25 protein-coding genes and 1 pseudogene are annotated in these 26,335 nt (G+C 71.8%); 11 read left to right on the forward strand and 15 right to left on the reverse strand.

The genetic code is table 11. The features are described from left to right. Positions 1-20: 20 nt before the first annotated feature. Positions 21-569: a YceI family protein gene (locus tag ACGFNU_RS04920; protein WP_392590230.1), complete on the reverse strand. Its 549-nt coding sequence runs from the start codon at positions 567-569 to the stop codon at positions 21-23. A gap of 134 nt (positions 570-703) precedes the next feature. On the opposite strand from ACGFNU_RS04920, the gene ACGFNU_RS04925 reads away from it, so the two are divergent. The 3 genes from ACGFNU_RS04925 (at position 704) to ACGFNU_RS04935 (ending at position 3,820) form a co-directional block, all read left to right on the forward strand. Then, positions 704-1,321: a TetR/AcrR family transcriptional regulator gene (locus ACGFNU_RS04925; RefSeq protein ID WP_392590232.1), complete on the forward strand. Its 618-nt coding sequence runs from the start codon at positions 704-706 to the stop codon at positions 1,319-1,321. A gap of 145 nt (positions 1,322-1,466) precedes the next feature. Beyond that, positions 1,467-3,074 carry an acyl-CoA synthetase gene (locus tag ACGFNU_RS04930; RefSeq protein WP_392590234.1) on the forward strand — a complete coding sequence of 536 codons (1,608 nt, stop codon included), beginning with the start codon at positions 1,467-1,469 and terminating at the stop codon, positions 3,072-3,074. Next, positions 3,071-3,820: a MaoC family dehydratase N-terminal domain-containing protein gene (locus ACGFNU_RS04935; RefSeq protein ID WP_392590236.1), complete on the forward strand. Its 750-nt coding sequence runs from the start codon at positions 3,071-3,073 to the stop codon at positions 3,818-3,820. Before ACGFNU_RS04930 ends, ACGFNU_RS04935 begins: the two co-directional genes overlap by 4 nt. Here ACGFNU_RS04935 and ACGFNU_RS04940 read toward each other — a convergent pair. Together ACGFNU_RS04940 and sigE are read right to left on the reverse strand one after the other, a co-directional pair. Then, positions 3,762-4,334: a GDSL-type esterase/lipase family protein gene (locus ACGFNU_RS04940; protein ID WP_392590238.1), complete on the reverse strand. Its 573-nt coding sequence runs from the start codon at positions 4,332-4,334 to the stop codon at positions 3,762-3,764. The two genes, ACGFNU_RS04935 and ACGFNU_RS04940, sit on opposite strands and share 59 nt — an antisense overlap. Positions 4,335-4,401: 67 nt before the next feature. After that, positions 4,402-4,938, reverse strand: coding sequence for an RNA polymerase sigma factor SigE (sigE, locus tag ACGFNU_RS04945; RefSeq protein WP_392591010.1), 537 nt, complete (start codon positions 4,936-4,938; stop codon positions 4,402-4,404). 375 nt (positions 4,939-5,313) lie between these two features. On the opposite strand from sigE, the gene ACGFNU_RS04950 reads away from it, so the two are divergent. Then, on the forward strand, positions 5,314-6,900 hold the full coding sequence (locus ACGFNU_RS04950) for an acyl-CoA synthetase (RefSeq protein ID WP_392590240.1): 1,587 nt from the start codon (positions 5,314-5,316) through the stop codon (positions 6,898-6,900). Here the strand turns inward: ACGFNU_RS04950 and ACGFNU_RS04955 are convergent. Next, a complete protein-coding gene (locus ACGFNU_RS04955; RefSeq protein ID WP_392590242.1) occupies positions 6,858-8,012 on the reverse strand; it encodes a glycosyltransferase family 4 protein in 1,155 nt (384 codons plus the stop codon). The genes ACGFNU_RS04950 and ACGFNU_RS04955 overlap by 43 nt on opposite strands. A gap of 128 nt (positions 8,013-8,140) precedes the next feature. On the opposite strand from ACGFNU_RS04955, the gene ACGFNU_RS04960 reads away from it, so the two are divergent. Genes ACGFNU_RS04960 through ACGFNU_RS04970 form a run of 3 tightly spaced genes read left to right on the forward strand, consistent with a single transcriptional unit; the run spans position 8,141 to position 11,570 of the window. Further along, positions 8,141-9,016, forward strand: coding sequence for a PIG-L deacetylase family protein (locus ACGFNU_RS04960; protein ID WP_392590244.1), 876 nt, complete (start codon positions 8,141-8,143; stop codon positions 9,014-9,016). Continuing rightward, positions 9,013-10,008 (forward strand): lysylphosphatidylglycerol synthase domain-containing protein, encoded by a 996-nt coding sequence (locus tag ACGFNU_RS04965; protein WP_392590246.1) that lies wholly within the window; start codon positions 9,013-9,015, stop codon positions 10,006-10,008. Before ACGFNU_RS04960 ends, ACGFNU_RS04965 begins: the two co-directional genes overlap by 4 nt. Before the next feature lie 53 nt (positions 10,009-10,061). Further along, a complete protein-coding gene (locus ACGFNU_RS04970) occupies positions 10,062-11,570 on the forward strand; it encodes a serine/threonine-protein kinase (RefSeq protein ID WP_392590248.1) in 1,509 nt (502 codons plus the stop codon). A gap of 50 nt (positions 11,571-11,620) precedes the next feature. On the opposite strand, the pseudogene rho reads toward ACGFNU_RS04970, so the two are convergent. The 3 genes and pseudogenes from rho to ACGFNU_RS04985 form a co-directional block, all read right to left on the reverse strand. Beyond that, positions 11,621-12,715: pseudogene (rho, locus tag ACGFNU_RS04975) on the reverse strand (transcription termination factor Rho); the annotation flags it as partial. A gap of 417 nt (positions 12,716-13,132) precedes the next feature. Then, complete coding sequence (locus ACGFNU_RS04980; protein ID WP_392590249.1) at positions 13,133-14,137, reverse strand: hypothetical protein; 1,005 nt, start codon at positions 14,135-14,137, stop codon at positions 13,133-13,135. A 10-nt stretch (positions 14,138-14,147) separates the two neighbouring features. Further along, positions 14,148-16,274 carry a PEP/pyruvate-binding domain-containing protein gene (locus tag ACGFNU_RS04985; RefSeq protein ID WP_392590251.1) on the reverse strand — a complete coding sequence of 709 codons (2,127 nt, stop codon included), beginning with the start codon at positions 16,272-16,274 and terminating at the stop codon, positions 14,148-14,150. Positions 16,275-16,530: 256 nt separating this feature from the next. On the opposite strand from ACGFNU_RS04985, the gene ACGFNU_RS04990 reads away from it, so the two are divergent. Beyond that, complete coding sequence (locus ACGFNU_RS04990) at positions 16,531-17,310, forward strand: enoyl-CoA hydratase/isomerase family protein (protein ID WP_392590253.1); 780 nt, start codon at positions 16,531-16,533, stop codon at positions 17,308-17,310. Here the strand turns inward: ACGFNU_RS04990 and ACGFNU_RS04995 are convergent. Together ACGFNU_RS04995 and ACGFNU_RS05000 are read right to left on the reverse strand one after the other, a co-directional pair. After that, on the reverse strand, positions 17,285-18,247 hold the full coding sequence (locus tag ACGFNU_RS04995) for a hypothetical protein (protein WP_392590255.1): 963 nt from the start codon (positions 18,245-18,247) through the stop codon (positions 17,285-17,287). The genes ACGFNU_RS04990 and ACGFNU_RS04995 overlap by 26 nt on opposite strands. Positions 18,248-18,371: 124 nt before the next feature. Continuing rightward, positions 18,372-18,461: a hypothetical protein gene (locus tag ACGFNU_RS05000; RefSeq protein ID WP_392590257.1), complete on the reverse strand. Its 90-nt coding sequence runs from the start codon at positions 18,459-18,461 to the stop codon at positions 18,372-18,374. A gap of 255 nt (positions 18,462-18,716) precedes the next feature. Between ACGFNU_RS05000 and merB the strand changes: the two genes are divergently transcribed. Next, entirely contained in the window at positions 18,717-19,391 is a 675-nt protein-coding gene (gene merB, locus ACGFNU_RS05005; RefSeq protein ID WP_392590259.1) for an organomercurial lyase, read from the forward strand. On the opposite strand, the gene ACGFNU_RS05010 is transcribed toward merB, so the two are convergent. Together ACGFNU_RS05010 and ACGFNU_RS05015 are read right to left on the reverse strand one after the other, a co-directional pair. Further along, entirely contained in the window at positions 19,388-20,035 is a 648-nt protein-coding gene (locus ACGFNU_RS05010; protein WP_392590261.1) for a LuxR C-terminal-related transcriptional regulator, read from the reverse strand. The genes merB and ACGFNU_RS05010 overlap by 4 nt on opposite strands. After that, positions 19,999-21,318 (reverse strand): sensor domain-containing protein, encoded by a 1,320-nt coding sequence (locus tag ACGFNU_RS05015; RefSeq protein ID WP_392590263.1) that lies wholly within the window; start codon positions 21,316-21,318, stop codon positions 19,999-20,001. The genes ACGFNU_RS05010 and ACGFNU_RS05015 overlap by 37 nt, the downstream gene beginning before the upstream one ends. 276 nt (positions 21,319-21,594) lie before the next feature. Between ACGFNU_RS05015 and ACGFNU_RS05020 the strand changes: the two genes are divergently transcribed. Next, complete coding sequence (locus ACGFNU_RS05020) at positions 21,595-22,242, forward strand: hypothetical protein (protein WP_392590265.1); 648 nt, start codon at positions 21,595-21,597, stop codon at positions 22,240-22,242. Positions 22,243-22,251: 9 nt separating this feature from the next. Here the strand turns inward: ACGFNU_RS05020 and ACGFNU_RS05025 are convergent, their stop codons facing one another. Then, complete coding sequence (locus ACGFNU_RS05025; RefSeq protein ID WP_392590267.1) at positions 22,252-23,163, reverse strand: polysaccharide deacetylase family protein; 912 nt, start codon at positions 23,161-23,163, stop codon at positions 22,252-22,254. Between the two features lie 103 nt (positions 23,164-23,266). Between ACGFNU_RS05025 and ACGFNU_RS05030 the strand changes: the two genes are divergently transcribed. After that, on the forward strand, positions 23,267-24,031 hold the full coding sequence (locus tag ACGFNU_RS05030) for an ABC transporter permease (RefSeq protein ID WP_392590269.1): 765 nt from the start codon (positions 23,267-23,269) through the stop codon (positions 24,029-24,031). On the opposite strand, the gene ACGFNU_RS05035 is transcribed toward ACGFNU_RS05030, so the two are convergent. From ACGFNU_RS05035 to ACGFNU_RS05045, 3 genes are read right to left on the reverse strand one after another with little or no spacing between them, the layout of a single operon-like run. After that, entirely contained in the window at positions 24,028-24,432 is a 405-nt protein-coding gene (locus ACGFNU_RS05035; RefSeq protein ID WP_392590271.1) for a RidA family protein, read from the reverse strand. The genes ACGFNU_RS05030 and ACGFNU_RS05035 overlap by 4 nt on opposite strands. 10 nt (positions 24,433-24,442) lie before the next feature. Continuing rightward, positions 24,443-25,195 (reverse strand): IclR family transcriptional regulator, encoded by a 753-nt coding sequence (locus ACGFNU_RS05040; RefSeq protein ID WP_392590273.1) that lies wholly within the window; start codon positions 25,193-25,195, stop codon positions 24,443-24,445. After that, positions 25,192-26,229, reverse strand: a complete 1,038-nt coding sequence (locus tag ACGFNU_RS05045) for a sugar kinase (RefSeq protein WP_392590275.1) — start codon at positions 26,227-26,229, stop codon at positions 25,192-25,194. Before ACGFNU_RS05045 ends, ACGFNU_RS05040 begins: the two co-directional genes overlap by 4 nt. Positions 26,230-26,335 lie beyond the last annotated feature (106 nt).

The raw sequence follows: 26,335 nt of genomic DNA on the forward strand, positions 1-26,335 counted from the left end.
GCGCCTGTGGATGCGCTGGGTCAGGCGCGCACGGCCTGGACCTCGAGCTGGATGTCGACCTTGTCGCCGAGCAGGGCCTTGTCGCCCTTCAGCGGGACGTTGAACTCGATGCCCCAGTCCTTGCGGTTGATCGTGGTCTCGGCGGAGAAGCCGGCGCGGGTGCCGCCCCACGGGTCCTCGCCCACGCCGTTGAACTCGACCTCGAGGGTGACGGGCCGGGTGACGTTCTTGATGGTCAGCTCGCCGTCGACGAGGTAGTCGTCGCCCTCGACGCGCAGGCCCTTGGTGACGAACGTCATCGTGGGGTGGTTCTCGACGTCCAGCACGTCGGCGGTGCGGACGTGGGCGTCGCGGTCGGCGTTGCGGGTGTCGATGGACGCGAGCTTGATCTCGGCGGTGGCCGTGGAGGCGGCGGGGTCCTCGGCGATCTCGACGGCGCCGGAGAACTCGGTGAAGCTGCCGCGTACCTTGGACATGAGGTGGCGGATCGTGAAGGTCACCTCGGAGTGGGCAGGGTCGATGTTCCAGGTGCCGGCGGTCAGTTCCTTGGCAACGGTGGCGAGGCTCATGGGTTTCTCCCGCTAGTGCTTGAAGTTTCAACCAACACGACCGAGGTTAGTTGAGACTTCAAACAGTTGTCAAGTCCGGAGGGTCGGCGGCTACATACAGCGCGTACTGTTTGTTAGCTGGTTACACTTCGGCCATGTCCACGCAGACGCGGCGTACGCAGGAAGAACGCACCGCGGCCACCCGCAGGGCGTTGCTCGACGCCACGATCGACTGCCTGGTGGAGCACGGGTACCACGGCACGACCACCACCCGCGTGGTCGAGCGCGCCGGGGTCTCGCGCGGTGCCCAGGTGCACCACTTCCCCACCAAGAACGACCTGGTCCTCGCGGCCGTCGAGCATCTGGCCCGCAAGCGCGCCGACCGGTTCGTCGAGCAGGACCTCGGCCGCCTCCAGGCCGCCGAGGACGGCATCGGCGAGGCCCTCGACCTGGTCTGGGAGGCCCACGAGGGGCCCCTCTTCGAGGCGTCCATGGAGCTGTGGATCGCCGCCCGCACCGACCCCGAGATGCGCGATCACGTCGCGTCCCTGGAGCGCACGGTCACCGCGGGCATCCTCGACCTGAGCCGCCGCCTGCTGGGCGATCGTGTGGACGACGCCGAGTTCCGCGGCGACATCTACCTCATGCTGGAGACCATCCGCGGCCTGCGCCTCCTCCAGTTCGTCCACCCGACCTCGCCGGAGCGGACTCGCGAACGCTGGCTGCGAACGAAGTCCCGCCTCCGCCTCATCGCCGAACGCCACCTCCCCTGATCAGGGTTCTGGATCAACGGGCGGGTTGCTCACGTCTCTACCTTTCTGGGGGGACGACCTCGCGACGCTAGGGCCTGTCTAATAAACAGTCAAGATTGTATGTTTCTGTCTGTCGAGTTACCTTCAGCGGCGCCCCGGAGGACGGATGTCACGCAGCTTCAACCTGGCCGACCTGTTCGAGATCGTGGCCGACGCGGTTCCCGAGAAGCTCGCGCTGGTGGCGGGCGAGTCACGGCTGACCTACCGGGAGCTCGACGAGCGCGCGAACCGGATGGCGCATCACCTCGCGGCGGCGGGCGTGCAGCCTGGCGATCACGTCTCGATCCTCGCCTACAACCGGGCCGAGTGGCTGGAGACCCAGATCGCGGCCTGGAAGATCCGCGCGGTGCCCGTCAACGTCAACTACCGGTACACGGCCGACGAGCTGGCCTACGTGATCGCCGACTCCGAGTCGGTCGCGCTCGTCGGCGAGCGGTCGCTCATCGCGCGGCTGGGCGAGGCCAGGGAGAAGCTCGCGGACCTGCGGCATGTCGTGGTGATCGAGGACGGGTCGGACGACGAGGTGCCGGACGCGGCCGGGTACGAGGAGGCGCTGGCGGGCGCCTCGGCCGGGCGTGACTTCGCCGAACGATCGAGCGACGACCTCTACCTGCTCTACACCGGCGGCACCACCGGCATGCCCAAGGGCGTCATGTGGCGCTGCGAGGACATCTTCATCGCCGCGATGGGCGGCGGGAACATGCTGGGCGACCCGGTGTCCACCCCCGAGGAGCTCGGCGACAAGGCCAAGGACGGCGGCCTCACCACGATGGTGTGCGCGCCCATGATGCACGGCGCGGGCATGTGGGTGGCGTGGGCGTCGCTCACTGCGGGATCGACGGTCGTCCTGTGGTCGGAACGCAGGTTCGCGCCGGACCGGGTGCTGGCGGCCGCCGCCGCCGAGAAGGCGCAGGTGCTGCTGCTCGTCGGGGACGCGATGGCCCGGCCGGTCGCCGACACCCTCGCGGCCGCCCCGGGGAGCTACGATCTCTCGTCCCTCCTGGTCATCGCCACCGGCGGCTCGGCCACCTCGCCCGACGTCAAGGCCGGGCTGCACGCGGCCGTCCCGTCGCTGATGATGATCCTCGACGCGTTCGGCGGCTCGGAGACCGGCGCGTTCAGCCAGGCGGTCGAGCCGGCGGCGGACGGCTCGCCGCGCTTCCAGCCGCGCGACGGGAACGTGGCCGTGCTGGACGCCTCGCTGCGCCGGATCCCGCCCGGCTCGGACGAGATCGGCGTCGTGGCCCGGACGGGCCGTATCCCGCTGGGGTACTGGAACGACGCGGACAAGACCGCCAAGACCTTCGTCACCGACGACGAGGGCACCCGCTGGGCGTTGCAGGGCGACATGGCCCGGATGGACGAGGGCGGGGCGATCCTGCTGCTCGGCCGGGGCTCGCTGGTCATCAACACCGGCGGCGAGAAGGTCTTCGTGGAGGAGGTCGAGGCGAGGCTCAAGACGCATCCGGCCGTGTACGACGCGCTCGTCGTCGGCGTCAAGGACGAGCTCCTGGGGTCTCGGGTCGCCGCCGTCGTCTCACTGAGCGAGACGGTTTCGGTGGAGGAGCTGATCGCGCACTGCCGCACGAAGCTCGCCGGATACAAGGTCCCGCGTGACATCCAGATCGTGGACGAGGTGAAGCGCTCGCCGGCGGGCAAGGCCGACTACCGCTGGGCGAAGAGCGTCTGTGGCAAGGAGGACGACCCCCGATGAGCGACCAGCCGACCATGAACCCCGCCAACCTCGGGGTGTGGAGCGAACCGTTCGACTTCAAGGTCGAGCGGGAGCAGGCGATCGCCTACGCGAAGGCGACCAATGACGACCATCCCCGCTACCTGTCCGGCGAGCTGGCACCGCCCGTCTTCGCGATCGTGCCGGTGTTCCAGGGGATGATCGACCCGCTGTTCAAGGTCGTGCCGGACAGCCTGATCCCGTTCGTCGTGCACGGCGAGCAGGACATGGTCTTCCATCGGCCGATCGTGCCGGGCCAGACGCTGGTGTCGCGGGCCAAGGTCACCGGGTACGCGTCGAAGTCGTCCGGCACCACGGTCTCGCTCAAGCTGGAGACCCGCACTGACGCCGGTGAACTCGTGAACGAGCAGTGGATGGTCTCGTTCTTCCGCGGTTTCTCAGCTGGTGAGACGGTCGGCGAGCACGCTCCGGGGCACGGCCTCGACGAGGCGCTGCGTGGCGACGCCCCGGTGGCGGAGGTCGTCCAGCATGTCGACGACGACCAGACGTTCCGCTGCCGGGCCAGGACGTCACCACGCGCATCTGGAACAAGGGCGCCGGAGTCGTGGCCTTCGAGTCCACGTCCAGCAGCGGTGACGTCGTCATCAAGGACGGCCTGGCGGAGATCGGCGACTGAACGGTGGCTCTCGGCTCGCCTGGCCTGCCCGGCTAGCCCGTCAGCAGGTCCGCGAACGTGTCGGCCAGCGTCTGATGGCCGTGCGGGCTGAGGTGCACCCGGTCGTCGCTGAAGTTGGCGCGGCCGGCCAGGCCGGGCAGGCGCCACGCGTCGACGCACAGCGCGCCGTGCGCCGCAGCCTCGGCGCGGATCGCCTCGCCGGCCACCCGCATCCGGTCGTGGACCATCGGGACGAGCACCGCCGGGATGGGGAGCCGATCGGCGATGTCGGGCAGCGTGCAGGTGAGCAGCGTGGCCGTCATCGCGGCGAGCCCGTCGAACAGCCACTTCACGTCGCTGCCGAACCGGCACTCCTCGAACTCGGGATCCCGGATGTCGGTCATGCCGACGGTGACGCTGATCAGATCGGGCCGCAGCGCCGGCACGGCGGGGAACTGGCCGTCGATGACGTCCGCGACCTCCGCCCGGTCGGCGCTGAGGTCGGTCAGGACGCAGGAGCGCCCGGTGCGTTCGGCGAGCGTCCGGGCCAGCCGCGCGGGCCAGGCGTCAGCGTCTCTCCCGGCGCCGAGACTGTCGCCGAGCGCCACGTAGATCGGCCAGGCCATGGTCGGCCTCCCGTCCGGAGGGGTGCCGTCCTCCTCATGAGACGCCTCTGGACGCCGTTTGGCAAGGTCAGGTGGCCGGGACCGTCTCGGGGGCCGGGCGGCGGTGCTCCAGGGCGGCGCGCAGCTGGGCGCGGCCACGGTGGATGCGGCTGCGGACGGTGCCGAGCTTGACCCCGAGGGAGGCGGCGATCTCCTCGTAGGTGAGGCCCTCGATGTCGCACAGGACGACCGCGGCGCGGTACTCGGGCGCCAGGGCGTCGAGCGCGGCCTGGATGTCGCCGTCGAGATGGCGCTCGTCATAGGCCTGCGCGGGGCTCGGCTCGCGGCCCTGGAGGCGCTCGGCGGCGTCGTCGCCCAGCGCGTCGAAGCGGATCCGCGCCTTGCGGCGGGCCCGGTCGAGGAAGAGGTTGGTGGTGATGCGGTGCAGCCAGCCCTCGAACGTGCCCGGGCTGTAGGAGGACAAGGATCGGAAGACCCGGACGAACACGTCCTGGGTCAGGTCTTCGGCGTCGTGCCGGTTCCCCGTCAGGCGGTACGCCAGCCGGAACACCCGCGTGGAGTGCTCGCTGACGATCTCCTCCCAAGTCGGAGGCGTCCACGCCATAGCGCCTGCGCTCACCACTACCCCCGTCTGATACGAAATCGTTACGGCACAGCATGCCGGTACCCGGATAAGAGCCGTGTAAGAACGATCCGGGCTGGCCGGAATCGGCGCTTACATAACGTGTTACGTCTCTCACGTTCGACCGGTTCACCTGGGCTTTCGCGTGCCGATCGAGCGGTGCGCGGGTGGGGCGCGGGGGTTCGGGAGTGACAGATCGCACATTGCGAGCCGTGCTCCGCGCCGGCCGGGGTGTGATCCAAGTCATTAGATCATTTGTCAATAATAATTGAATCCTTATCGGCCGCGTGACGATGATCGGGTGAACTGCACGCCCACCCCACCCCCACCCCCACCCCCGAAACGCGAGGCAGTGGCATGGCGCGAAGCTACAACCTGGCCGACCTGCTCGAGATCCTGGCCGAAGCCGGCCCGGACCGCCCCGCCCTGGTGGCGGGGGGCGAACGCCGCACCTACCGGGAACTGAACGAGCGGGCCGCCCGGGTCGGCCACCATCTGGCGGCCGCCGGGGTCCGCCCGGACGAGCACGTCGCGATCCTCGCCTACAACCAGGCCGAGTGGATCGAGAGCATGCTCGGCGTCTTCAAGATCCGCGCGGTGCCGATCCCGGTCAACTTCCGGTACGTCGCCGCCGAGCTCCACCATGTCCTGTCCGACTCCGACTCGGTCGCGCTCATCGGGGAGCGCTCGCTGCTGGCCAGGGTCGAGGAGATCCGGGGAGACCTGCCGAGGCTGCGGCACGTGGTCGTGATCGACGACGGCTCCACGGCCGGGATCCCGGACGCGGTCGAGTACGAGAAGGCGCTGTCGGAGGCGCCTTCCGGGGACGACTTTCCGGAACGTTCGAGCGACGACCGCTACATCATGTACACGGGCGGCACCACCGGCTACCCCAAGGGCGTCGAGTGGCGCTGCGAGGACATCTTCTTCGGGGCCCTCGGTGGCGGCAACGCCCTGGGCGATCCCATCGAAAGTCCCGAAGCCATCGCCAAGAACGCCGAGCAGCCGCCGATGGCCGTGCTCGACTGCGCGCCCGTCATGCACGGCGCCGGCCAGTGGGCCGCGTTCATGGGGCTCTTCAGCGGCGCCAAGGTCGTGCTCTACACCGACCACGCCTTCGACCCGGCCAAGGCACTCGGCCTCCTGGCCGAGGAGCAGGCGAACGTCATGATGCTGGTCGGCGACGTGATGGCGCGTCCGGTCGCCAAGGAGCTCGGCCACGGCTCGTACGACACGTCCTCGCTCTTCGCGATCGCGTCGGGCGGCGCGCCGCTCACCGAGGGCGCCAAGGACGAGCTGAAGGCACACCTGCCGAACGTCATGTTCCTCGACAACTACGGGGCCTCGGAGACCGGCACCACCGGTCCGTCGGTCGGCGGCAACTCCGGGGCGGCCCGGTTCATGATGAAGCCGGAGGTCACCGTCCTCGACGACGACCTCACGCCGGTCGCCCCCGGTGAGATCGGCAAGCTGGCCCGGCGCGGCCACATCCCGATCGGCTACTACAACGACCCGAAGAAGACGGCCACCACGTTCTTCACCGACGCCGAGGGGACGCGGTGGTCGGTGCCGGGCGACTTCGCCACGCTGGAGAAGGACGGGACGATCACGCTGCTCGGCCGCGGCTCGCTCGTGATCAACACCGGTGGCGAGAAGGTCTATCCCGAAGAGGTCGAGGTCGCCCTGAAGGACCACCCCGACGTCTATGACGTGGTCGTCGTGGGGCTGCCGGACGAACGTTTCGGCCAGCGGGTCGCCGCCGTGATCGCGCCGCGCCCGGGGACGAGCCCGACGCTCGAAGAGCTCACCGACTACCTGCGGGGACGCGTCGCGGGCTACAAGCTGCCGCGCCAGATCCACCTGGTCGACGAGGTGCGGCGCACCGCCGTCGGCAAGTCCGACTACAAGTGGGCCAAGGGAGTCTTCGCCGACGCGAGCTCGTAACACTCGCCGAAGTCGTCCAGCACCGCGGGCCACGTACATCGCGAGGGTTCGGTGACGCGGTTGTGCGCGGTGATCCGATGCCGTAGCCGGTGGTCGCGGGCCAGCCGCAACAACGCCGCCGACATGTCGGGGAACGTCCGGCCGAGGAGCCCTTCCCGGCCGGACTCCACGAAGTCGGCGACGCCGCTGCCCGCCTGTGCCACCACCGGCAGCCCGGCGAGCCGCGCCTCCAGCGCCGCCAGCCCGAACGACTCGCGTGCCGCCGGTGCCAGGAAGACGTCGGCGCGGGCCAGCACGCCCCGTACCGCCGACCGGTCCAGCCGGCCGGTGAGCCGCACCCAGCCGGACATCCGGTGGCGGCGCAGGTAGCGCTCCATCCGGGCGCGCGCCGGGCCGTCGCCGACGATCGTGGCGCGGATCGGCGCGGCCGCGCCCACCTCGCGCAGCAGCCGCAGCAGGTTCATCGGCTCCTTGCGCGGCGCCAGCCGGCCGACCGCGACCACGTGCAGCGGATCGTCGGCGTCCGGCATCGTCCGGAGGCGGATCGGCGCGTGCGCGAAGTCGTGCCAGCGCGAGGTGTCGATCCCGTTCGCGACGATCCGGACGGGCAGCCTGCCGGCCACGACCTGGCGGACCGGCGCGGCGGCGGCCTCGCTCACCGTGGTCACGACGAGGCCGCCTGCGTCCCGGGCCCAGCTCGCGAACAGCCCACGGTAGACGCCTCGGCCGGCCGGTCCCCACAGGCTGTGGACGGTGAGCACGAGGGGAATCCGGGCCCGCCTGGCCTGCTCGACCGCGCGCCAGGCGAACGGTGAGACGGCGCCGGCGTGAACGTGCACGATGTCCGGCTTGCGCACCGCCAGCACCGGGTGGAGCGACCGGCCGATCGGGAGCTCCCAGGGCATCGGCGCGACGAGCCGATGCACCGGCGGCGGATCCAGGGGTGGCCGGCCCGGCGGCGGGTCCATCGGCAGCCGGTCCAGCGCGCGGACCGTGCGGCACGGGGTCGCGGTGGCGATCGAGACGTCGTGGCCGGCGGCGAGCTGCGCGCGGGACAGCTCGTCGACCTGCACCTCGATGCCGCCCAGCCGGGGCAGGAAGCAGTCGCTCACGTGGAGGATCCTCACCCCACCGAAGTGTCGGCCGCCGCGTGCCCCGCCCGCGGCCCCCGCCGGCCTGGTGGTCCAGGTTTGACCGTGGCCAGACCTGATCTTCAAGATGATCAGGGAATCCTGATCTCGTGCGACGCACCTGTGTCTTCTTCCACGCCCATCCCGACGACGAGGCACTGCTGACGGCGGGCACGATGGCCCGCCTGGCGGCCGAGGGGCACCGCGTCGTGCTCGTCGTCGCCACCGCCGGCGAACGGGGCCTCGCGGCGGATGGCGCTGCCGGCGGCGACCGTCCACTCGGTGAGGCCCGTACGGCCGAACTGCACGCGTCGGCGCGCGTGCTTGGCTGCGCCAGAGTCGTGTTCCTTGGTTATGCCGACTCCGGCCTGGCGGGCGACGCGCCGGGTGGTTTCGCCAGCGCGGACGTGGCGGAGGCCGCCGCCGCGCTCGCCGGACTGCTCCTCCAGGAACGCGCCGACCTCCTCACCGTGTACGACCCGGCGGGCGGCTACGGGCATCCCGATCACGTCCAGGTGCACCGTGTCGGCGTCGAGGCGGCACGACTGGCCGAGACGCCGGTGGTCCTGGAGGCGACCGTCGACCGCGACCTGCTGCTGCACGTTCTCCGGCCGCTCGCACGGCTGCGGCTGGCGCCTCGCGCGCTGGACGTGCGGGGCTTCGAGAGCGCCTACGTTCCCGGCGACCAGATCACGCACCGCGTCAAGGTCGCGGCGTACGCGGAGGTCAAGCGCGCCGCGATGGAGGCGCACGCGACGCAGGCCGCGGGAGGCGACTCGGTCCGCACGCTGGCGGCGCTGCTCAGGCTGCCACGGGCGTTGTTCCGCCGGGCACTCGGCACCGAGTGGTACGTGCGGAGGGACGTGCCGCCCGGCACCGTGCTCGGCCATCCGCTGGACGACTGGCCGTGCGGCGGAGAGGAAGAGGGTAGGGCGCGGTATGCCGCTCGCCCGGTCGTCTCGTCCGGCGATGCGGCGGACGGTTGAGCGGGCGGACGAGGATCGTTCTCTCCGCCGCCTCGCTCCTCGGCGCCGCGGCGCTCCTGATCGCCCTGCCGTATGTGGTGGGGGTGAACTGGAGACAGATCGGTATCGAGATCGGCCACCTCGGCACCGTCGAGATCTTCCTGCTGACCTTGCTGTGGGCGGCTGGACTCTGGGCTTACACGTTCGTGCTCACGACGTCGCTGCCGGGGCTGACCCACGTGCACGCGTTCATGCTGAACGCCGTGGGCAGCGCGGTGAGCAACCTGCTGCCGTTCGGCGGCGCGGCGGGCGTCGCGGTCACGTTCGCCATGGCACGCGGCTGGGGGCACCGCAACGCGGCGATCACGGTGTCCACGCTCGTCACCGGCGTGTGGAACGTCCTGTCGCGGCTGTCGCTCCCGGCGGTGGGCGTCGCGGCGCTGCTGATCGCCGGAGAACTGCCCGATCGGCGGACGGCGGTGACGGCGTCGTTCGCCGCGGCCGCGTTGCTCGGCGTCGTCGTGCTGCTCGCCTTCGTCCTGCGGTCGGAGGCCGCGGCGCGCGCGGTGGAGGGCTGGACGCCGCGCGCGGGCCGCCTGCTGCTCGCCCTGCGCCACAGGACCGTCGGCGTGGTGCGCGCCGGCTGGAAGGGGCTCACCCTCGGCATGGTGGCCTACCTGCTGTCGCAGGCACTGCTCCTGGAGGGTTGCCTCGTCGCGGTGGGTGCCGACGTCGGACCCGCCGAGGTCGTCGCCGTCTTCGCCGTCAACCGGATGCTGACCACCGCCGTCATCACGCCGGGCGGCGCGGGCATCAGCGAGACCAGCACCGCCGCGTTGCTCGTGCACTTCGCCGTGCCCGCGGCGCCCGCCGCCGCGGCGACGATCCTTTACTCCTTCTACACCTACGCGATCGAAATGCCGACGGGCGGCGCCGCCTGGGCGGCCTGGACATTGCGGCGGCGACGGAAGAACATCACCTCATCCACCCCAAACCGGACATTGGTCAAATAATGATTCCGTCGCAGCGAGAGTGGCTTGGGGCGGATCATGCGCATAACCACCCCATGGGGAGAGAACGGTTGATACCGCTTGCACGGCGGTATCGGCTGCTCTCGGTGGTAGGCAGTGGCGGAATGGGCACGGTCTGGCGTGCCTATGACGAGATGCTCGACCGGGACGTGGCCGTCAAGGAAGTGCGTCTGCCGGAACACCTGACCGAGGGCGAGCGCCGCCTGATGTGCCGCCGCCTCATCGACGAGGCCCGCGCCACGGCGGCACTGCGCCATCCGGGCGTGGTCGTCGTCCACGACGTCATCATCGAGGACGGCCGCCCCTGGGTCATCATGGAGTTCCTCGAGGCCCGGTCGTTGCGCCAGATCATCACCGAGGACGGCCCGGTCGCCCCGGACCGCGCCGCCGAGATCGGCGTCGCGGTGCTCGGCGTGCTGCGCGCCGCGCACGGGGCCGGCATCCTGCACCGCGACGTGAAGCCCAGCAACGTGCTCGTCTGCGACGACGGCCGGGTCCTGCTCACCGACTTCGGGCTCGCCGTGCACATGGACCAGGGCCGCGAGATCGCGGACACGATCGTCGCCGGCATCGAGGGGTCGCCCGCCTACCTGTCGCCCGAACGGGTGCTGGCCGAGCCGAGCGTCGAGGCGTCCGACCTGTGGTCGCTGGGGGCGACGCTCTACGCCGCCGTCGAGGGCCGCTCGCCCTTTCTGCGCAGCCACGCGCTGGCCTCGATGGTCGCGGTCCTCATGGGGGAGTACGAGCCGTCCGCGCGGGGCGGGCGGCTCACGCCGGTCATCGACGGGCTGCTGCGCCAGGAGCCCGATGATCGGCTCTCGGCCGGCGAGACCTCGCGCGAGCTGACCGAGGTGGTGCCCGACGGAAGCACGCCCGGCGCCGTGGCCGTCGAGGGAACCGGCGACGAGTCCCCGTCCTGGCGCGGCGCGCCGGGGAAGGCGGCGGCCGATCCGCGGGCGCGCCGTCGGCCGCGAATGGGGACGATCATCAGCGTGGCCACGATCGCCGTGCTCGTCGGCGCGCTGGGGGCCTGGACCGCGCGCTGGACCTCGGTGGGCCAGAGCGACGCGATGGTGTTGCTGCCCTCGTCCGGCGCCCCGGCCGCGAAGAGCATCAAGTACCACGAGGCGGACGGGTACACGGTGGAGATGCCGTCGGGCTGGCGGCGCCAGAAACTCACCGAGGGCGTCCAGTGGAACGATGCGACGACGGGACAGGGCCTGCGCATCACGCCCGTCAGCGGCGACGCGCTGGAAGGGCTCCGGACGGCCGAACGCCGGGAGATGGGCGAGGGGACGTACCCCGGCTACCGGCGACTGCGCCTGGAACTCGTGCCCGAGCTCTCGAAGGGCGGCGCCGAGTGGGAGTTCACCTGGCAGAAGGACCAGCACGGCCTGCGCAGCCGTGCGGCGGGCTATGAGTTCTACTTCTTCGCGCCCGCCTGGCGCTGGACACCCGGCCAGCGGCAGTACGACAAGATCCTCCAGACCTTCCGGCCGGAACAGATCGAGACACGGAGCCCGCTGCCCGATTCACGGTGGTGAATGCGCGGTGGTGAAGGAGGGCGACCGCCCGGCTGAGGCGATCAACTCGCTCAGGTGGTCTGCTGCACCTTGAGCAGGAACTCCGCGTTGGACGAGGTGCCCTTCATCTTGTCCATGAGCACCTCGACGGCCTGCTGCCGGTCGAGACCCTGGAGGACGCGGCGGAGCCGCCAGCTGAGGGCCAGCTCCTCGGGCGACATCAGCAGCTCCTCGCGGCGCGTGCCGGAGGCCTCGATGTCGACCGCGGGGAAGATCCGCTTGTCGGCCAGGCCGCGGTCGAGCTTGAGCTCCATGTTGCCGGTGCCCTTGTACTCCTCGAAGAACACGTCGTCCATGCGCGAGCCGGTCTCGACGAGGGCGGTGGCGAGGATGGTCAGCGAGCCGCCGTTCTCGATGTTGCGGGCGGCGCCGAAGAACTTCTTGGGCGGGTAGATCGCGGTCGTCGCCACGCCGCCCGCCAGGATGCGGCTGCTGGACGGCGCCGCGAGGTTGTAGGCCCGGCCGAGCCGGGTGATGGAGTCGAGCAGCATGACCACGTCGTGGCCGAGCTCGACCAGGCGCTTGGCCCGCTCGATCGCCAGCTCGGCCAGCGCGGTGTGGGCGGCCGCGGGCTTGTCGAAGGTCGAGTGGATGACCTCGCCGCGCGTGGTGCGCTGCATGTCGGTGACCTCCTCCGGCCGCTCGTCGATGAGCAGGACCATGAGGTGGCATTCGGGGTTGTTCTCGGCGATGGCGTTGGCCAGCGCCTGCATGATCATCGTTTTGCCGACCTTCGGCGGCGACACGATGAGGCCGCGCTGGCCCTTGCCGATCGGCGAGACGAGGTCGATGACGCGGGTCGCCATGGGGCCGGTGTCGAGCCGCAGCCGCTCCTCGGGGAACAGCGGCGTCAGCTTGCCGAACTCGGGCCGGCCCGCCGCCTCCTGGGGCGTGACGCCGTTGACCGTCTCGACGTGGACCAGGGCGTTGTACTTCTCCCGGCCCGATCGCGGGGCCCGCGCCGTACCGGCGACGGCGTCGCCGGAACGCAGGCCGCTCGCCTTGATCTGCGCGAGCGACACGTACACGTCGTCCGGACCGGACAGGTAGCCGCTGGTCCGCACGAACGCGTGCTTGTCCTCGACCGCGAGGATGCCGTGGAAGGGGATGACCAGCTCGTCGCCGGCCGGGGCGCCGGCCTGCTGCCGGCTCTGCTTGTTCGAAGACTGCTGCCTCGAAGACTTCTGGGTGGTGGCCTGCCGGGGAACCGTCGGCTCGGCCGTCGTCATGGTGGTGGGCATGTGCATCCCTTCTGCGCACCTGAGCGGGAGCCGGAAACTGGAGCTCGGTTCACCGGGCTGACGGTGGCTCCCTCGGTGCGGATGCCCTGGGCCTTGCACGGATCCCTGGGCGGTGATGAATGGGGAACTCGCAACTCCGGGCACTCAGATGGCCCGGGCGGGGAAGAAACACCTTCGTGGCGTCATCAACGTGTAACGGATTGCGAAGGTGCTACCTAGACAGTACAGCACATCGAAGTCGTCGCGCATTCCCTGGTTTCGTGACGTCGTTCATGGAGCCGTTCAGTCGTCCTCGGGAGCGGGCTGGACGGAGACGACCCTGAACTGGCCGCGGTCGATGACGGCGTCCTCCAGGCACCCCCGCAGCCGCCGCAGCGCGTGCTCGCCAAGCGCGGGCCGTACGACGAGCGCGTACTGCCGCTCGCCGAGCGGCGCGAGGCCCCCCTTGTCGAGGTAGGGCCTGGTCGAGCCGCGGCAATACTCCCACAGCCGGGTCGCCAGAGGGCCGGCGGTGGCGGCTCCGGTCGCGCCGTTGGTGCTGGCCTCGATGAGCAGCGTGGTGGCGGCGGCGTCGACGGGCGAATCCGGTCGGTCCTGCGTGTGTTCCGCCATCTCGATGATGATCAGCGCGGCGATGGCGAGGACCGCCAGCGCTAGCGCCGCCACCTTGAGCCGGCGCCGGCGGTCGGGGCCGGGCGGGGGCGACAGGTCGGGCGCGCCCGCGAGGACTCCGCCCTCCGGCAAGGTCAGCGACGCCGGTGCCCGCACCTGCCCGAAGGCGGCGCTGCGCTCGGCCCCGCGCCCAGCGGCGGCCCGGCGGGAGGAGCCGAACGCCGTCGCGGCGCGTTCCACGAGCGCCGCCAGGCCTGACACCACGATCCCCGCCCCGAGGAGCACCGGGATGAAGACCTTGTACGACTCGGACTCCGGCGCCAGCCATCTGAAGCTCGGCGCCTCCGTCTCCTCCACGTCCGCGCCCGCCGCGTAGGGCCGTTCGGCGTCCCGGGGCGACGGAAGCGCGGACAGATGAGCCTTCTGGACGCCGGGTGGCGCGGGCCGATGATCCTGCCGCGCGTTCTCGATGAGGACGCTCAGGCGTTGCTCCAGCCGCGCCAGCCGGTGCGCGCCCGCGACCGCGAGCAGCACGATCAGGCTGATGAGCAGGAACTCCCCGGCCATCAGGGCGCGCTGCCACTCCCAACGCGCCAGGTAGACCACGACGTAGCCGCCCGTGAACACCACCATCGCGCCCAGGCCCGCGTAGACCAGGCGCCTGCTCCCCTTCACGCCGTGCCCCTCATGCCACCGACTCCTCGTCCGGCTGCTGGTCGTCGGCCGGCGCGAGGACCTCGACGCGGCCGGTGTCGCCGTCCACCAGGAGCCCGGTGCCCGGCGGGAACCGGTCCAGCGCGCCGCGCAGGCCGACGACCGTCGGGACTCCCAGCTCGCGCGCGAGGATCGCCAGGTGCGACAGCGGGCTGCCGGTCTCGGCGACCAGCCCGGCCAGCTTCGGCAGGCGGGCGGCGAGAGACGGCCGGAGGGTGTCGACGACGAGCACGGAACCGGCAGGGGGAGCGTCCGGGCCGGAGTGCGCCGGCCCGGAGCCTCGCCCGCCGCCCGCCGGCCGCGCCCCGTCCCCTGCCGGCGCGGCCTCCGCCACGATCCGGTCGCCCGCCAGCCGGAAGACGGCGGGCAGCGGCGCGGAACGCGGCTGCGGGAGACGGCGCTCGATGCCCGGCCCGCTCCCGGACGCCCCGGTGCCGATGGGCGGTGAACCGCCGTCGAGTGCCCGTTCGAGTTCGTCGAAACGCAGCGCCCGGACGAGCTCGGGCGACGAGAGCGCCCCCGACGCCGCGAGCCGCCGCCCCGCCGTCCAGGCCAGCCGCGCGCCGAGCTCCTGCACCCAGCGGATCCGCAATCGCAACAACTCGCGTGGCGGCAGCGGCCCGGCGGCGCCGGGCGGGCCGAGGACGTCGGCGGCCACGGCCGGAAGGCGCGGCGCGGGGCCGATGGCGGGCGGGGTCAGCGCGAGGACGGCGGGTTCGGCGGCCAGGAGCTGCGCGTCGTCCTGACCCCGGGCCCTGCCTCGGTGGAGCGCGGCCAGCCCCTGTGCGGCCGCACTCCCAGTGACGCCGGTGCCCTGCGAGAGCCCGGTGTCCTTGAGCAAGGAGCCGGCCAGCGCTTCCTGGCCGTGCAGGGCGGCGAGCGCCGCCCGGGTCCAGCGCAGCGCGGCCAGGAGCTGCGCGTCGGTCAGCTCGGCGGGCGGCGCCACGGCCGCCAGGTCGGCGTCCACCGCGGCCGCCGTCTGTGCGGCGAGGCCGGGCAGGTCGGCGCGGAGCCGCCCGACCCGCCATGCCACCGACAGCCGCCGGACGGCGGGCACCGGGTTGAGCAGATGCAGCCGTGACCGGCGCCCGGGAGCGGCCCCCAGCCGCTTGAGGTCCGCCGCCGCCCGGCCGTGGACCGACACCACGGTCGGGCTCCTGCGCAGCGCCCGCCGGGACACCGCGCCGGCGGTGGCCAGCGCCTCGCCGATGCCGTGATCCAGCGGGACGAGCCAGAGGTCCTCCTCCAGCGGGGCGAGCGGATCGGGCAGCGTCTCGGCGACGGGCCCCGGCCCGAGGAGCGTCGCCCGTCGCGGCGGCACGGGGGCGAGCGCGGTCACCGGGCGGCTCTGCAGCAACCAGAGCCGTCCGTCGTGGTCGAAGGCGAACTCGACGTCCTGCGGCCCGCCGAAGACGGCCGCGGCCTTCGCCGCGAGCCGGGCCAGCGCCCGCAGCTGCAACCGTGTCAGCGGCCCCTCGTCCGCCGTGGCCGCGTCACCGGGAGCGGCGCCGTCGTCGCGTTCGACGCTGATGACCCTGCCGCGCCGGGTGAGCGCGTAACGGGTGCCGTTGACCTCGCCGCCGACCAGGGCCTGCGGCCCGCCGGGCACCGCCGAGACGATGACGCGGTCGGTGCGCCCGTCCACCGGGTCGGCGCCGAACATCACGCCGCCGGCCGCCGCCGACAGCTGGGGCTGGACGAGCACGGCCATCGTGCCGGGCCCCGACGACGACTCCACGACCGCGCCGACGGCCTTCAGGAACGACTCCCAGCCGGTCACGTCGAGCACCGAGACGAACCGTCCGGCCATCGAGGAGACCGCGCCGTCCTCCACCGTGGACGACGAACGCACGACCAGCGGGATCTCACCGGAACGGCTCAGCCGTGACCAGGCCTGGCGCAGCTCTCCGGTGTTGAGGTAGCGAGCGGGCCCTTCGACGTCGGCGCATTGCACCGGGATGACGAACCCCGGCAGCACGGGCAGGTCGTGTCCCGCCGCGCGGGCGAGATTGGCGGCCTTGGCTCCCGTGCGGTCGGCGATGGACGCCATGCGGTCGTCGAGTTGGATGGTCCAGAAGACGCGTGTGCTTCGTGGCACTGCGAACTCCGATTCCTCAGGGCCGCCCCTCTCTTTAGAATCCGCCGAACGCCCGATGAATTCCTCCCTCGTAAGGGGTGTCTCACATCTCACCCCTGGGTGTACGTGAAGCGCCGTGTCATCGTCCGGAGGACGGAGAATCCCCGGCCCGGCCTCAGGGACGCGATCTCCGGGTACGTACGATGACCGCGCGTCGTACCGAAACAGACGGCCGAGACCGAGGCCGAGATCGAGGGCCGAGACCGAGGGGGAGCCGATGGCCGGCGAGCAGGGCCTGCGCGGTGCCGTGGCGGAAGGCGTCGGCACGATCACCATCGACCGGCCCGCCAAGCGCAACGCCATGACGGCGGACATGTGGCGCGCGCTGCCCGTACTGCTGGACGGGATGGCCGCCGACCCGTCCGTTCGCGTCGTCGTCCTCACCGGCGCCGGCGACAACTTCTGCGCTGGGGCGGACATCGGTGAGCTCGGCGCCATCAACCGGCACGACGAGGGGCACCTGTCGACGAAGGCCGAGGAGGCCCTCGCCGCGTTTCCCAAGCCGACCATCGCCGCCATCGAGGGGTACTGCGTGGGCGGCGGCTGCCAGCTGGCCGCCGCGTGCGATCTGCGTTTCGCGGCCGAGGGCGCGCGGTTCGGCATCACTCCGGCCAAGCTCGGCATCGTCTACCCGGCGTCGGCGACCACGCGGATCGTGCGGCTCGTCGGCCCGGCGTCGGCCAAGTACCTGCTCTACTCCGCCGACCTGATCGGCACTGACCACGCCCTCCGCATCGGGCTGCTCGACGAGGTGGTCCCCGCCGGGGCGCTGCGCGCGCGGGTCGCGGAGTTCACCGCCACGCTCGCGTCCCGCTCGCTGCTCACGCAGCAGGCCACCAAGGAGATCGTCGACGCCATCGCCGCCGGCGACCCGGTCGAGCCCAGGGTTCAGGCGTGGCTGGCGGAGGTCGTCGCGGGTGGTGATGTGGCGGAGGGCGTCGCGGCGTTCCTTGAGCGCCGCAAGCCGAACTTCACCTGGAGTGCCCCGACCCGTTGAAGGCCGACAGGTCACAGAACCGGGTCGCCGGCAGGCTGTGCAGGCGTACCGCCGCGCCGACCGGATCGGCCAGGAGCCGCGCCGGTCCGGCCTTGCGCAGTTCGGCGAGCGACAACACGCCGCAGAGCATGGCCTCCGGCGTGCGGACGAGGACGAACGGGCCGACCTGGGCGCCGCCCATCTCGATGTCGTGCAGGCAGCCCAGCAGCGTGCCGGCCGCCTCGGTGCCGTTCCCGTCCGGTGTGCCGCCGGACGAGCGCAGCAGCCGGACGAGCTCGATGAAGTCGCTTTCGAGACCGCGCGGGCTGCGTCCCGACAGGTAGTAGCGGGCCCTCCAGCTCGCGTCCTCTCCGGTGGCGCCGGACAGGGCACCCTCGGACAGAGGGGGGTCGGACAGGGTGGGGTCGGACAGCTCGACGCGCAGGCCGTACCGTTCGGCGAACCCCTCGTAGGCGCGGATCAGCCTGGCCGGCGCCTCCGCGGCGTCCGTGCCGAGCCCGCCCGCCACCGTGTCGACCGGGTCGGCGCCGAGCGAGGCCGCGACGGCCTGGTCGAGCCGGCCGATCAGATGGCCGCGCAGCCGCGCCACCTCCGCCGCCAGCCGGTCGACGGAGTCGCGGTTCTGGGTGAGCCGGGTGTTGATCTCCAGCAGCATCCGGTCGTTGATCTGGGAGATCAGGGAGCGGATGCGGGCGTCGTTCTCCCGCAGCGACTCGGCGTGCGTGACCTGCCCGGCCGCCAGCCGTTCGAGCTGCTCGCGCTGGACGGCACGGAACTCCTCGAGCTCCTCGCGGGTGCCCTTGAGCGCGGTGAGCTGGGTGCGGATGTCGGCGATCTCGGGAGCGGCGGGCGCGGCGGCGATCCGTTTCCGGTCGAACGCCAGGTAGAGCTCGCGGCCGGCGATCGCCAGGCAGAGGAGGATGAGAATCGCGGTCATGACGCCCCTCCTGAAGGGCTCTGTTCTGCCTGGCAAGATAGAACACCATGTCCCGACCGTGATAGCCCGAAATTCCGTGAGGGCGGCACGGGCGGGGATTATCGGGTCGCCAGATCCGCCGCGTTCAGGCCGGGGTCACGTCGTCCGCGGCCGCGGTGATCGCCCGCAGCGCCGCCACGTGCGCGGCGAACGCGGACCGGCCGCGCGCGGTCAACGAGAGCCAGGTGCGCGGGCGTTTCCCACGTGGCCCTTCGTGATCTTGACGTAGCCCTCTCCAGGGTGGTCGCCTGCTTGGACAGCACCGGGTCGCTCACCTCGACGGCGTCCCGCACGTACGCGCCGCCCGGCCGTTCACGCGCCGCGAGGTGAGGTCCAGGCCGCCATCATCGACATGTGCGAGCGCGTCATGCCGCGGTGCGCGACCGGCTGCCGCGGTACTTGCCGATCTCGCGGCTCTAGGCTGGGCAGGGTGACGATCGACAACGAGGACCTCCGGCTGGCGGTGTATCGCTGGTTCGCGGAGACCGGCCAAGCGCCGCAGGTGGCGGAGCTGGCCGATCGGTTCGGCGTGGATACCGGAGTCGTTCGTGGCGGGCTCCGGGCCCTGGCGGGGCAGCGCCATGTCGTGCTCGACGACCAGGACCGGGTGCTCATGGCGCACCCGTTCGCGTCGATCCCGCTCGGCTTCGCCGTGATGGGCACGTCCACGTTGTGGTGGGGCGGTTGCGCGTGGGACTCGTTCGCGCTCGCTCACCTGCTGCCGGACGAGCCGGACGTCCTGGTCTCGACGCGCTGTCCCGGCTGCGACCGTCCGCACGCCTGGGTGGTCGGCCGGGACGCGCCACCCGGCGGTGACCAGGTCGCGCACTTCCTCGTCCCGGTGGCGCGGATGTGGGACGACGTCGTCCACACCTGCGGGCACCAGCGGCTCTTCTGCGGTGAGAGTTGTGTGGACGACTGGCTTGAACGCTCCGGCAACGAGCGCGGCTACGTCATGGATCTCGCCACGTTGTGGCGGCTCGCGAGCGGCTGGTACGCGGGCCGCCTCGACCGCGGCTACACGCGCCGCGAGCCCGCCACGGCCGCCGCCTACCTCCGCGAGGCCGGGCTGCGCGGCCCGTTCTGGGGGCTGCCCTCCGGCTAGGAGCGGTTCAGGTACGCGAGAACGGCGAGCACGCGCCGGTTGTCGTCGTCATGAACCGCCAGGTCGAGCTTGCTGAAGATGTTGGCGGTGTGCTTGGTGACGGCCCGCTCGGTGACGACGAGCTGCTGGGCGATCGCCGCGTTCGAACGGCCCTGCGCCATCAGCTCCAGGACCTCCCGCTCGCGGGGGGTCAGCCGGCCCAGCGGCTCGTCCCGGGTGCCGCGCGCGACGAGCCGCGAGATGACCTCCGGGTCCATCGCGGTGCCGCCCGCCGCGACCCGGCGGACGGCGTCGACGAACTGCTCGGCGTCGAAGACCCGGTCCTTGAGCAGGTAGCCGATGCCGCCGCTGCCGTCGGCGAGCAGTTCCCGCGCGTACAGCTGCTCGACGTACTGGGACAGGACCAGGACCGGCAGGCCCGGCACCTGGCGCCGCGCCTCCAGCGCCGCCTGCAGGCCCTCGTCGGTGAACGACGGCGGCAGGCGCACGTCGACCACCGCCACGTCCGGGCGGTGGTCGAGCAGTGCCTTGAGCAGCGAGGGGCCGTTGTCGACCGCGGCGGCGATCTCGAAGCCGTGCGATTCGAGCAGGCTGACCAGGCCTTCTCTCAGGAGGGCAAGGTCTTCGGCGAGGACAACTCGCACGGCAGCTCCAGGGTCACGATCGTCGGGCCGCCCAGCGGGGAGTTGAGGGCGAGTACGCCGTCGAATGTACCGATTCGCCGCTCGATGCCGCGCAGGCCCGTGCCGCCCTCCAGGGTCGCCCCGCCATGGCCGTCGTCGGTGACGGTGATCCGCAACATGCCGCCCTCGTGGCGCAGGTCGATCCAGACGCGGCTCGCACCCGAGTGCTTGGCGGCGTTGGTCAGGATCTCCGACACCGCGAAGTACGCGGCGGACTCGACCGGCGGCTGGGGCCGGCCGGGAAGCGTCGACTCGACCTCGACCTGGAGCGGGTGGTCGAGCGCCAGTGCCTTGACGGCGTCGCCGATGCCGCGGTCGGCGAGGACCGGCGGGTGGATGCCGCGGACGAGGTCGCGCAGCTCGTGCAGGGCCTTGGCCGACGACTGCCGGGTCTCGGCGAGCAGCAGCCGCGCCTTGGCCGGGTCCTTGTCGAGGAGGTGCTCGATCGCGCCGAGCGTCATGCCCATCGCGACCAGCCGTGCCTGGGCGCCGTCGTGCAGGTCCCGCTCGATGCGGCGGAGCTCGGCGGCCGACGCGTCCACGGCCTCGGAACGGGTCTCGGTCAGGTGCTGGACGCGCAGCGCGAGCTTCGACTTCTCCGTCGGGCCGAGGAGCGTCTGCCCCCACTTCCCGTACACCTTGAGCAGACCCGGCCCGGACAGGAACCCGATCACCATGAAGATCGTGCCCAGCAGCACCGTGGCGGTCATCTTCATGACGTCGTCGTTGTAGCCGTCCTGGATGTGGATGAAGCCGTACCACTCCTCGCCGTCGAGGCCGGTGATCACGCTGCCCATGCCGCCCGCCAGGATCAGCCCCCACAGGCCGTAGGCGACCAGGTAGAACGGCAGCGCCGCGGTGAAGAACACCACGATCGGGTCGGCGATCAGCCAGAGCATGTCGCGCCAGGTGGCGGGGTCCGAGGACAGCCGGACGAAGCGGTTCCACTGGCCGACGAAACCCGCGTCCTCCTCCTCCGGAGGCTCGGGCAGGTACGGCCGTTCGATCTGGACGCCGGTCCACTTCCCGATCAGGTCGCGGTAGACGTTCATGAGAGAGCGCACCAGCATGACCACCGGCGGCACCATCAGGATGCCGACGATGCTGGTCACCATCGAGTACGAGCTGATCAGCAGCACCGAGAGGGCCATCGCTGGAAAGGCCAGGAGCCCCAGCCGGAACCCCCGCCACGGAGCCCTGAGCCGCTCCGCCGCCCAGCTCTCCTTCACCAGTTCACCGCTCATCGTGCCGCCTCCGTAGCTCGCCCTGCGTACGGATCCAGTCTCCGGCCGGAGGGCGCCGCCCACAGTGTGCCCGCAACCCGGACCAGGGGTGTACCTGAGTACACCCCGACCGCTCGTTCACTGGTCGATGTCGTTCTCCCCGAGGACGATCTATTCGCGGGTCTGCGTCCTGATTCCTCGGCAAAGGCGACTCCCGGATTGAGTATCGCCGGGTGAGCGCGGCGGCCCGTTCCCCAATCATGACGCTGACCACGCAAGCGCACAGGGGGGCTCGTCATGGCGGACAGGGAGAAGCGTCGGCCGGATCCGAAGGACGGCAAGCCGTCAGACGGCCGTGCCACGCCCGGCCCTGGGCGCGCCCTGGGTGAGTACTCATGGCGTGCGGCGATCGGCGCGGAGCTGTTCTGGATCGAGGAGACCTGTTCCTGCGCGACGCTCTGCCAGGAGGGCACCGCGCGGGTCTGGCGCGCGATCAACCTCTTCCTGGCCGGGAGCGCGGTGGTGACGTCCGGCGTCGCCGGCAGCATGATGCTCGCCGGCAGCCGGTACGGGATCGTGGCCGGGGCGCTCGCCCTCGTGGCGGCACTGCTCTCCACCCTCATCGGGATGCTGGGGCCGGCCCGCCGCGAGGGTCAGGCGAACGAGTCGGCGAAGGCGTTCGAGACCGTCCAGGCGCTGGCCCGGCAGGCACGCCAGGTGGACCTGCCCGCGCAGTACTTCGAGCAGGCCCGGGAGGCGCTCGCGACCCTCACCGACCGCTGGCAGGAGGTCAACCAGTCGGCGGTCCCGGTCTCCCGCTGGGCACGGCTCCGGATCGGCAAGCAGATCGCGCTCTCCGACGCCGCCGAGCAGCGCATGACCGAGCGGATGAACGACGTGGTCAGCGCCATCGTGCCGCCGCCCCGCACCGCCGACCAGTTCTGACCGGCGGGCTCAGAGCGAGACGAACGTCAGGCCGCGCTTCTTGAGCTTGGGGATGGCGCCGCGCAGGGCCTTCACCGTCTGCGAGCGGTCGCCGCCGCCGTCGTGGCAGAGCAGGATGTCGCCGGGGCCGCACTTCACCAGCCCGCGCCGGATGCTGCCCACGCCCGGCCGCCGCCAGTCCTGCGGGTCGACGGCCCAGTCGACCGGCAGCATGCCGTGCTCGCCGATGATGTCGAGGGTCGCGCGCGACCAGTTGCCCCCCGGCGCCCGGAAGAACGTGGGCACGATGCCGGTCGTCTGCCCGATCCGGTCGTGCGCCTCGACGATCTCCCGCCGCACCTTCTTGGTGGACAGGCGGCCGAGCGAGAGCGGGTGGGTCATGGTGTGGTTGCACACCTGGTGGCCCGCCTCGGCGATGCGCCGCGTGAGTTTCGGGTACTCGATGACCTGCTCGCCGATGATGAAGAACGTCGCGCGCACCTCGTGCTCCGCCAGCAGGTCGAGCACCTGCGGGGTGTAGAGCGGGTGCGGGCCGTCGTCGATCGTCAGCGCGATCGTCTTCGGGGGCGGCGGCGGGATGAGATCCTGGAGGTCGCGCAGCGGCTTGCGCGGCTTGGCCGCGGTGAGCCGCGCCGGCGTCCAGGACGCGGGGCGCGGAGTGGGCTGGACGACGGGCGCCGGCGGCGTCGAAGGCGGCGGCGCGGGCGGCACCTGGCCCGGTGTACCCGGCGGAGCAGAGGCCGGTGGCGCCGGCGAAGGATGGATCACCGCGCGTGGCCGCGGCACGGCCGTCTGCGGTGGCGACTTCTGCGATTTGGCGGAGTCGAGCACACTGTCGGCGCCCAGGGCGAAGAAGCCCGCCACGCCCATCAGCCCGAGCGCCTTCCGGCGAGATGGCCCACTCGACTCGAGATCCCCCACAAGACAACGTTAGCGGGGTTTGTGAGGGTTACGTGGTGCCAGTCAGATCACAATCGGTTCAAATGACGTGGCGGACGGCCGTCGTTTGGTTCAGGGGGATGACATGAGCGCGGCACCCGCCGTCGGTCCATTGCTCGGCCTGGTCCTTCTCGTCCTCACCGTCATGGCGGCGTGGCTGCTGCGTCTCGGCGGGCTGGGCCTCGGCCGCGAGGTGGTGGTCGCGGCGGTGCGCGCGACCGTGCAACTCGCGGCGGTGTCGTTGCTCATCGCGGCGGTGCTGCGCAGCGCGGGATGGACGGCGGTCTTCGTGGCGGGCATGGTGGTGATCGCGGCGGCCACGGCGGGCCGCCGGATCACCGGCTCGACGCGCGGCCGGGCCGGGTGGGCGGCGCTGCCGATCGTCGCGGGCGTCGCGCCCGTCCTGGGCCTGCTGCTCGCCTCGACGCTGGTGCCGCTGCGTCCGGTCGCGGTGCTCCCGATCGCCGGCATCTTCATCGGCGGCGCGATGACCTCGTGCGCGATGACGGGCCGACGGGCGCTGGACGAGCTGCGCACGCGCCGGGGCGAGTACGAGGGCGGTCTGGCGCTCGGCCTGCTGCCCCGCGACGCCGCGCTGGAGGTCTGCCGGCCGGCCGCCGCGCTCGCGCTGATCCCCGTCCTGGACCAGACCCGCACCGTCGGACTCGTCACCCTCCCCGGCGCGTTCGTCGGCGTGCTGCTGGGCGGCGCCGACCCCGTCGAGGCGGGCGCCACCCAGCTGCTCGTGCTCATCGGGCTGCTCGCGATCGAGGCGGTCGCGGTGCTCATCACCCTGGAGCTGGTGGCCACCGGCCGGTTGCGGGACGGCGATGCCGGCCGGCCCGGCTAGTCGACGGCGGCGAGGGCGTCGATCTCGACGAGCATCTGCGGAAGCGGCAGGTCGACGAAGACGGTGGTGCGGGCGGGCAGCGCGCCGCTGGGGCAGTGCTCGCGGACGAACTCGTCGTACGCCTCGTTCATCGGCGCGAAGTCCTCACGCTTGGTCAGGTAGACGCGGAGCATCAGCACGTCCTCGACGCTCGCGCCGCCCGCCTCCAGGATCGCCCGGACGTTCTCCAGCGTGCGCCGCGTCTGGGCCTTCACATCGCCCTCGTGCAGGAACGCGCCGGTGCCCGGCTCCATCGAGCCCTGGCCCGACACCTGCACGAACGGCCCCTTGCGAACGCCCTGGGAGAACACCGGCAAGGGCGCGGGGGCGGCGTCGGTCTTGATGGCGGTCTTGTCGCTCACACTGGCTCCTTCACACTGGCTCCTGCTCGAATCCGCAGTCGGCGGAGATGGCCCGGGTCGTGGCGAGCAACTCCGGCAACAGCTCCAGCACCTGCGCACGATTCAACACGACCTCCGGAACCGAGATCGAAGCGGCCGCGATCACCCGGCCCTCGGCGCTCCGGATCGGCGCGGCGATGCAGCGGATGAACGTCTCGTGCTCGGCGTCGTCGACCGCGTGGCCCTGCCTCGCCACCTTGAGCAGCTCGGCCAGCAACTCGCCGGGGCCGCCGATGGTGTGCTCGGTGAAACGGGTGTAGTCGATCGTCGCCGCGATCTCGCGCCGCCGCCGTTCCGGCAGATCGGCGAGCAGGACCTTGGCGATCGCGGTGGCGTGCAGCGGCATCCGCAGCCCGACCCGGGAGTACATGCGGATGGCGTGCCGCGAGTCGTACTTGTCGAGGTAGACGACCTCGCCGCCCTCGTAGACCCCGAGGTGGACGGTGTGCCCGGTCGCCTCGTTCAGCCGCGCGAGATGCGGGCCCGCGATGCCGCGGATCCCGCGCTGCTCCAGCGCCGCCCCCGACAGCGCGAAGAGGCGCGACCCGAGATGGAAACGGTGGTCGGCGTCGCGGTGGACGAACCGTTCCTCTTCCAAGGGGCGCAGCAGCCGCAGCACGGTGGTCTTGTGCACGCCGACCGTGGCGGCGAGCTCGTCCAGCGTGCGCGGCCCCTCGCCCAGCTCGATCATGATCTGCAGGGCCCGCGCCAGGCTCTGGCTCATCGCCCTCCCTTCTCCGGTCTCGTCCCGAACCCCGCGGCGCTCACGGTCGTCGCGGCCCACTCGTCGGGCGCCGCGTCGAGCAGGGTCTCGACGAGCGCCGCGGGCGGCGGCGGTCCGTGGTCACCGTGGACGACGAGCGTCGCGGCGGCGGCGAGATGGCCCAGCCGCAGGCACTGCCGGAGGCCGTCGCCGCGGAGCGTCCCGGCGAGGTATCCGGCGGCGAACGCGTCGCCCGCGCCCACCGGCTCGACCGTATCGACGCGCAGGGCGGGTTCGGTCACCATCACCGAGTCTGAGTCCGACCCTGAGTCCGGTCCGGGACGGGGGACCGCGATGGCGTGATGGGCGTCGTCCTTCACGACGAGCGTCTCGGGATCGGGCAGAAGCTCGCGCAACTCCGCCGGATCGCTCGTCCCGAGGACGGCCCTGGCCTCGTCGGCTCCGAGGAGGACGATGTCGGCCGCGTTCAGCAGCGGCACGAGGAGCCCGGGGTCGGCGTCCCACCACAGGGCGGGGCGCCAGTTGAGGTCGAAGCTCACCAGTTGGGTGCGGGTGCGGTCGTACAGGAGCGTCCGCACGAGATCGAGGGCGCCGTCCGAGAGCGCGGCCGTGATGCCCGACAGGTGCACCAGGTCGGCGCGGGACAGCAGGCGGGTCACTTGCGGCCGGTCGAGGAGCCCAGGGCCGAGCGCGGACCCCGCCGATCCCGCGCGGTAGTAGTGCAGAACGCTGCCGCTGCGCCCCGCCTCTTTCACGTACAGCCCGGTGGGACGGCCGGGGTCGGTCAGGACGCCGCTGGTGTCGACGCCCGCGCCGGTGAGGTCGCGGACGATGCGGCGGCCGAATCCGTCGTCGCCGACCTGGCCGACCCAGGCGGCGGGGACGCCGAGCGCGACCAGCCCGCGCGCGACGTTGGCCTCGGCGCCGCCGATCGAATGCCGGAACGTGTCGACGTCCTCGAGGGGACCCGGCCGGTCGGGGAGGAGCGCCGCCATCGTTTCGCCTATGCACACCGCCTCGGGCAAGCGTTCCATTCGGCCCTTCCCGTGTCCGGCGGCCGTTGACCGCGACGCCACGGCGATGCTACAACCGCAATAGCGCAGGATGCAATGTGCATTGCACTTTGCGCAACATAGGAGG

This window comes from Spirillospora sp. NPDC048911, from assembly GCF_043198015.1.
Lineage (GTDB): Bacteria > Actinomycetota > Actinomycetes > Streptosporangiales > Streptosporangiaceae > Spirillospora.

Coding starts and splice junctions, on each gene's coding strand:
- ACGFNU_RS05040 (WP_392590273.1), bottom strand. CDS start 25,195: ATGAGCCAGAGCCTGGCGCGGGCCCTGCAGATCATGATCGAGCTGGGC.
- sigE (WP_392591010.1), bottom strand. CDS start 4,938: ATGGCGTGGACGCCTCCGACTTGGGAGGAGATCGTCAGCGAGCACTCC.
- ACGFNU_RS04940 (WP_392590238.1), bottom strand. CDS start 4,334: ATGGCCTGGCCGATCTACGTGGCGCTCGGCGACAGTCTCGGCGCCGGG.
- ACGFNU_RS04995 (WP_392590255.1), bottom strand. CDS start 18,247: ATGACCGCGATTCTCATCCTCCTCTGCCTGGCGATCGCCGGCCGCGAG.
- ACGFNU_RS04990 (WP_392590253.1), top strand. CDS start 16,531: ATGGCCGGCGAGCAGGGCCTGCGCGGTGCCGTGGCGGAAGGCGTCGGC.
- ACGFNU_RS05015 (WP_392590263.1), bottom strand. CDS start 21,318: ATGAGCGGTGAACTGGTGAAGGAGAGCTGGGCGGCGGAGCGGCTCAGG.
- ACGFNU_RS04950 (WP_392590240.1), top strand. CDS start 5,314: ATGGCGCGAAGCTACAACCTGGCCGACCTGCTCGAGATCCTGGCCGAA.
- ACGFNU_RS05020 (WP_392590265.1), top strand. CDS start 21,595: ATGGCGGACAGGGAGAAGCGTCGGCCGGATCCGAAGGACGGCAAGCCG.
- ACGFNU_RS05030 (WP_392590269.1), top strand. CDS start 23,267: ATGAGCGCGGCACCCGCCGTCGGTCCATTGCTCGGCCTGGTCCTTCTC.
- ACGFNU_RS05045 (WP_392590275.1), bottom strand. CDS start 26,229: ATGGAACGCTTGCCCGAGGCGGTGTGCATAGGCGAAACGATGGCGGCG.
- ACGFNU_RS04970 (WP_392590248.1), top strand. CDS start 10,062: ATGGGGAGAGAACGGTTGATACCGCTTGCACGGCGGTATCGGCTGCTC.
- ACGFNU_RS04930 (WP_392590234.1), top strand. CDS start 1,467: ATGTCACGCAGCTTCAACCTGGCCGACCTGTTCGAGATCGTGGCCGAC.
- ACGFNU_RS04925 (WP_392590232.1), top strand. CDS start 704: ATGTCCACGCAGACGCGGCGTACGCAGGAAGAACGCACCGCGGCCACC.
- ACGFNU_RS04935 (WP_392590236.1), top strand. CDS start 3,071: ATGAGCGACCAGCCGACCATGAACCCCGCCAACCTCGGGGTGTGGAGC.
- ACGFNU_RS04920 (WP_392590230.1), bottom strand. CDS start 569: ATGAGCCTCGCCACCGTTGCCAAGGAACTGACCGCCGGCACCTGGAAC.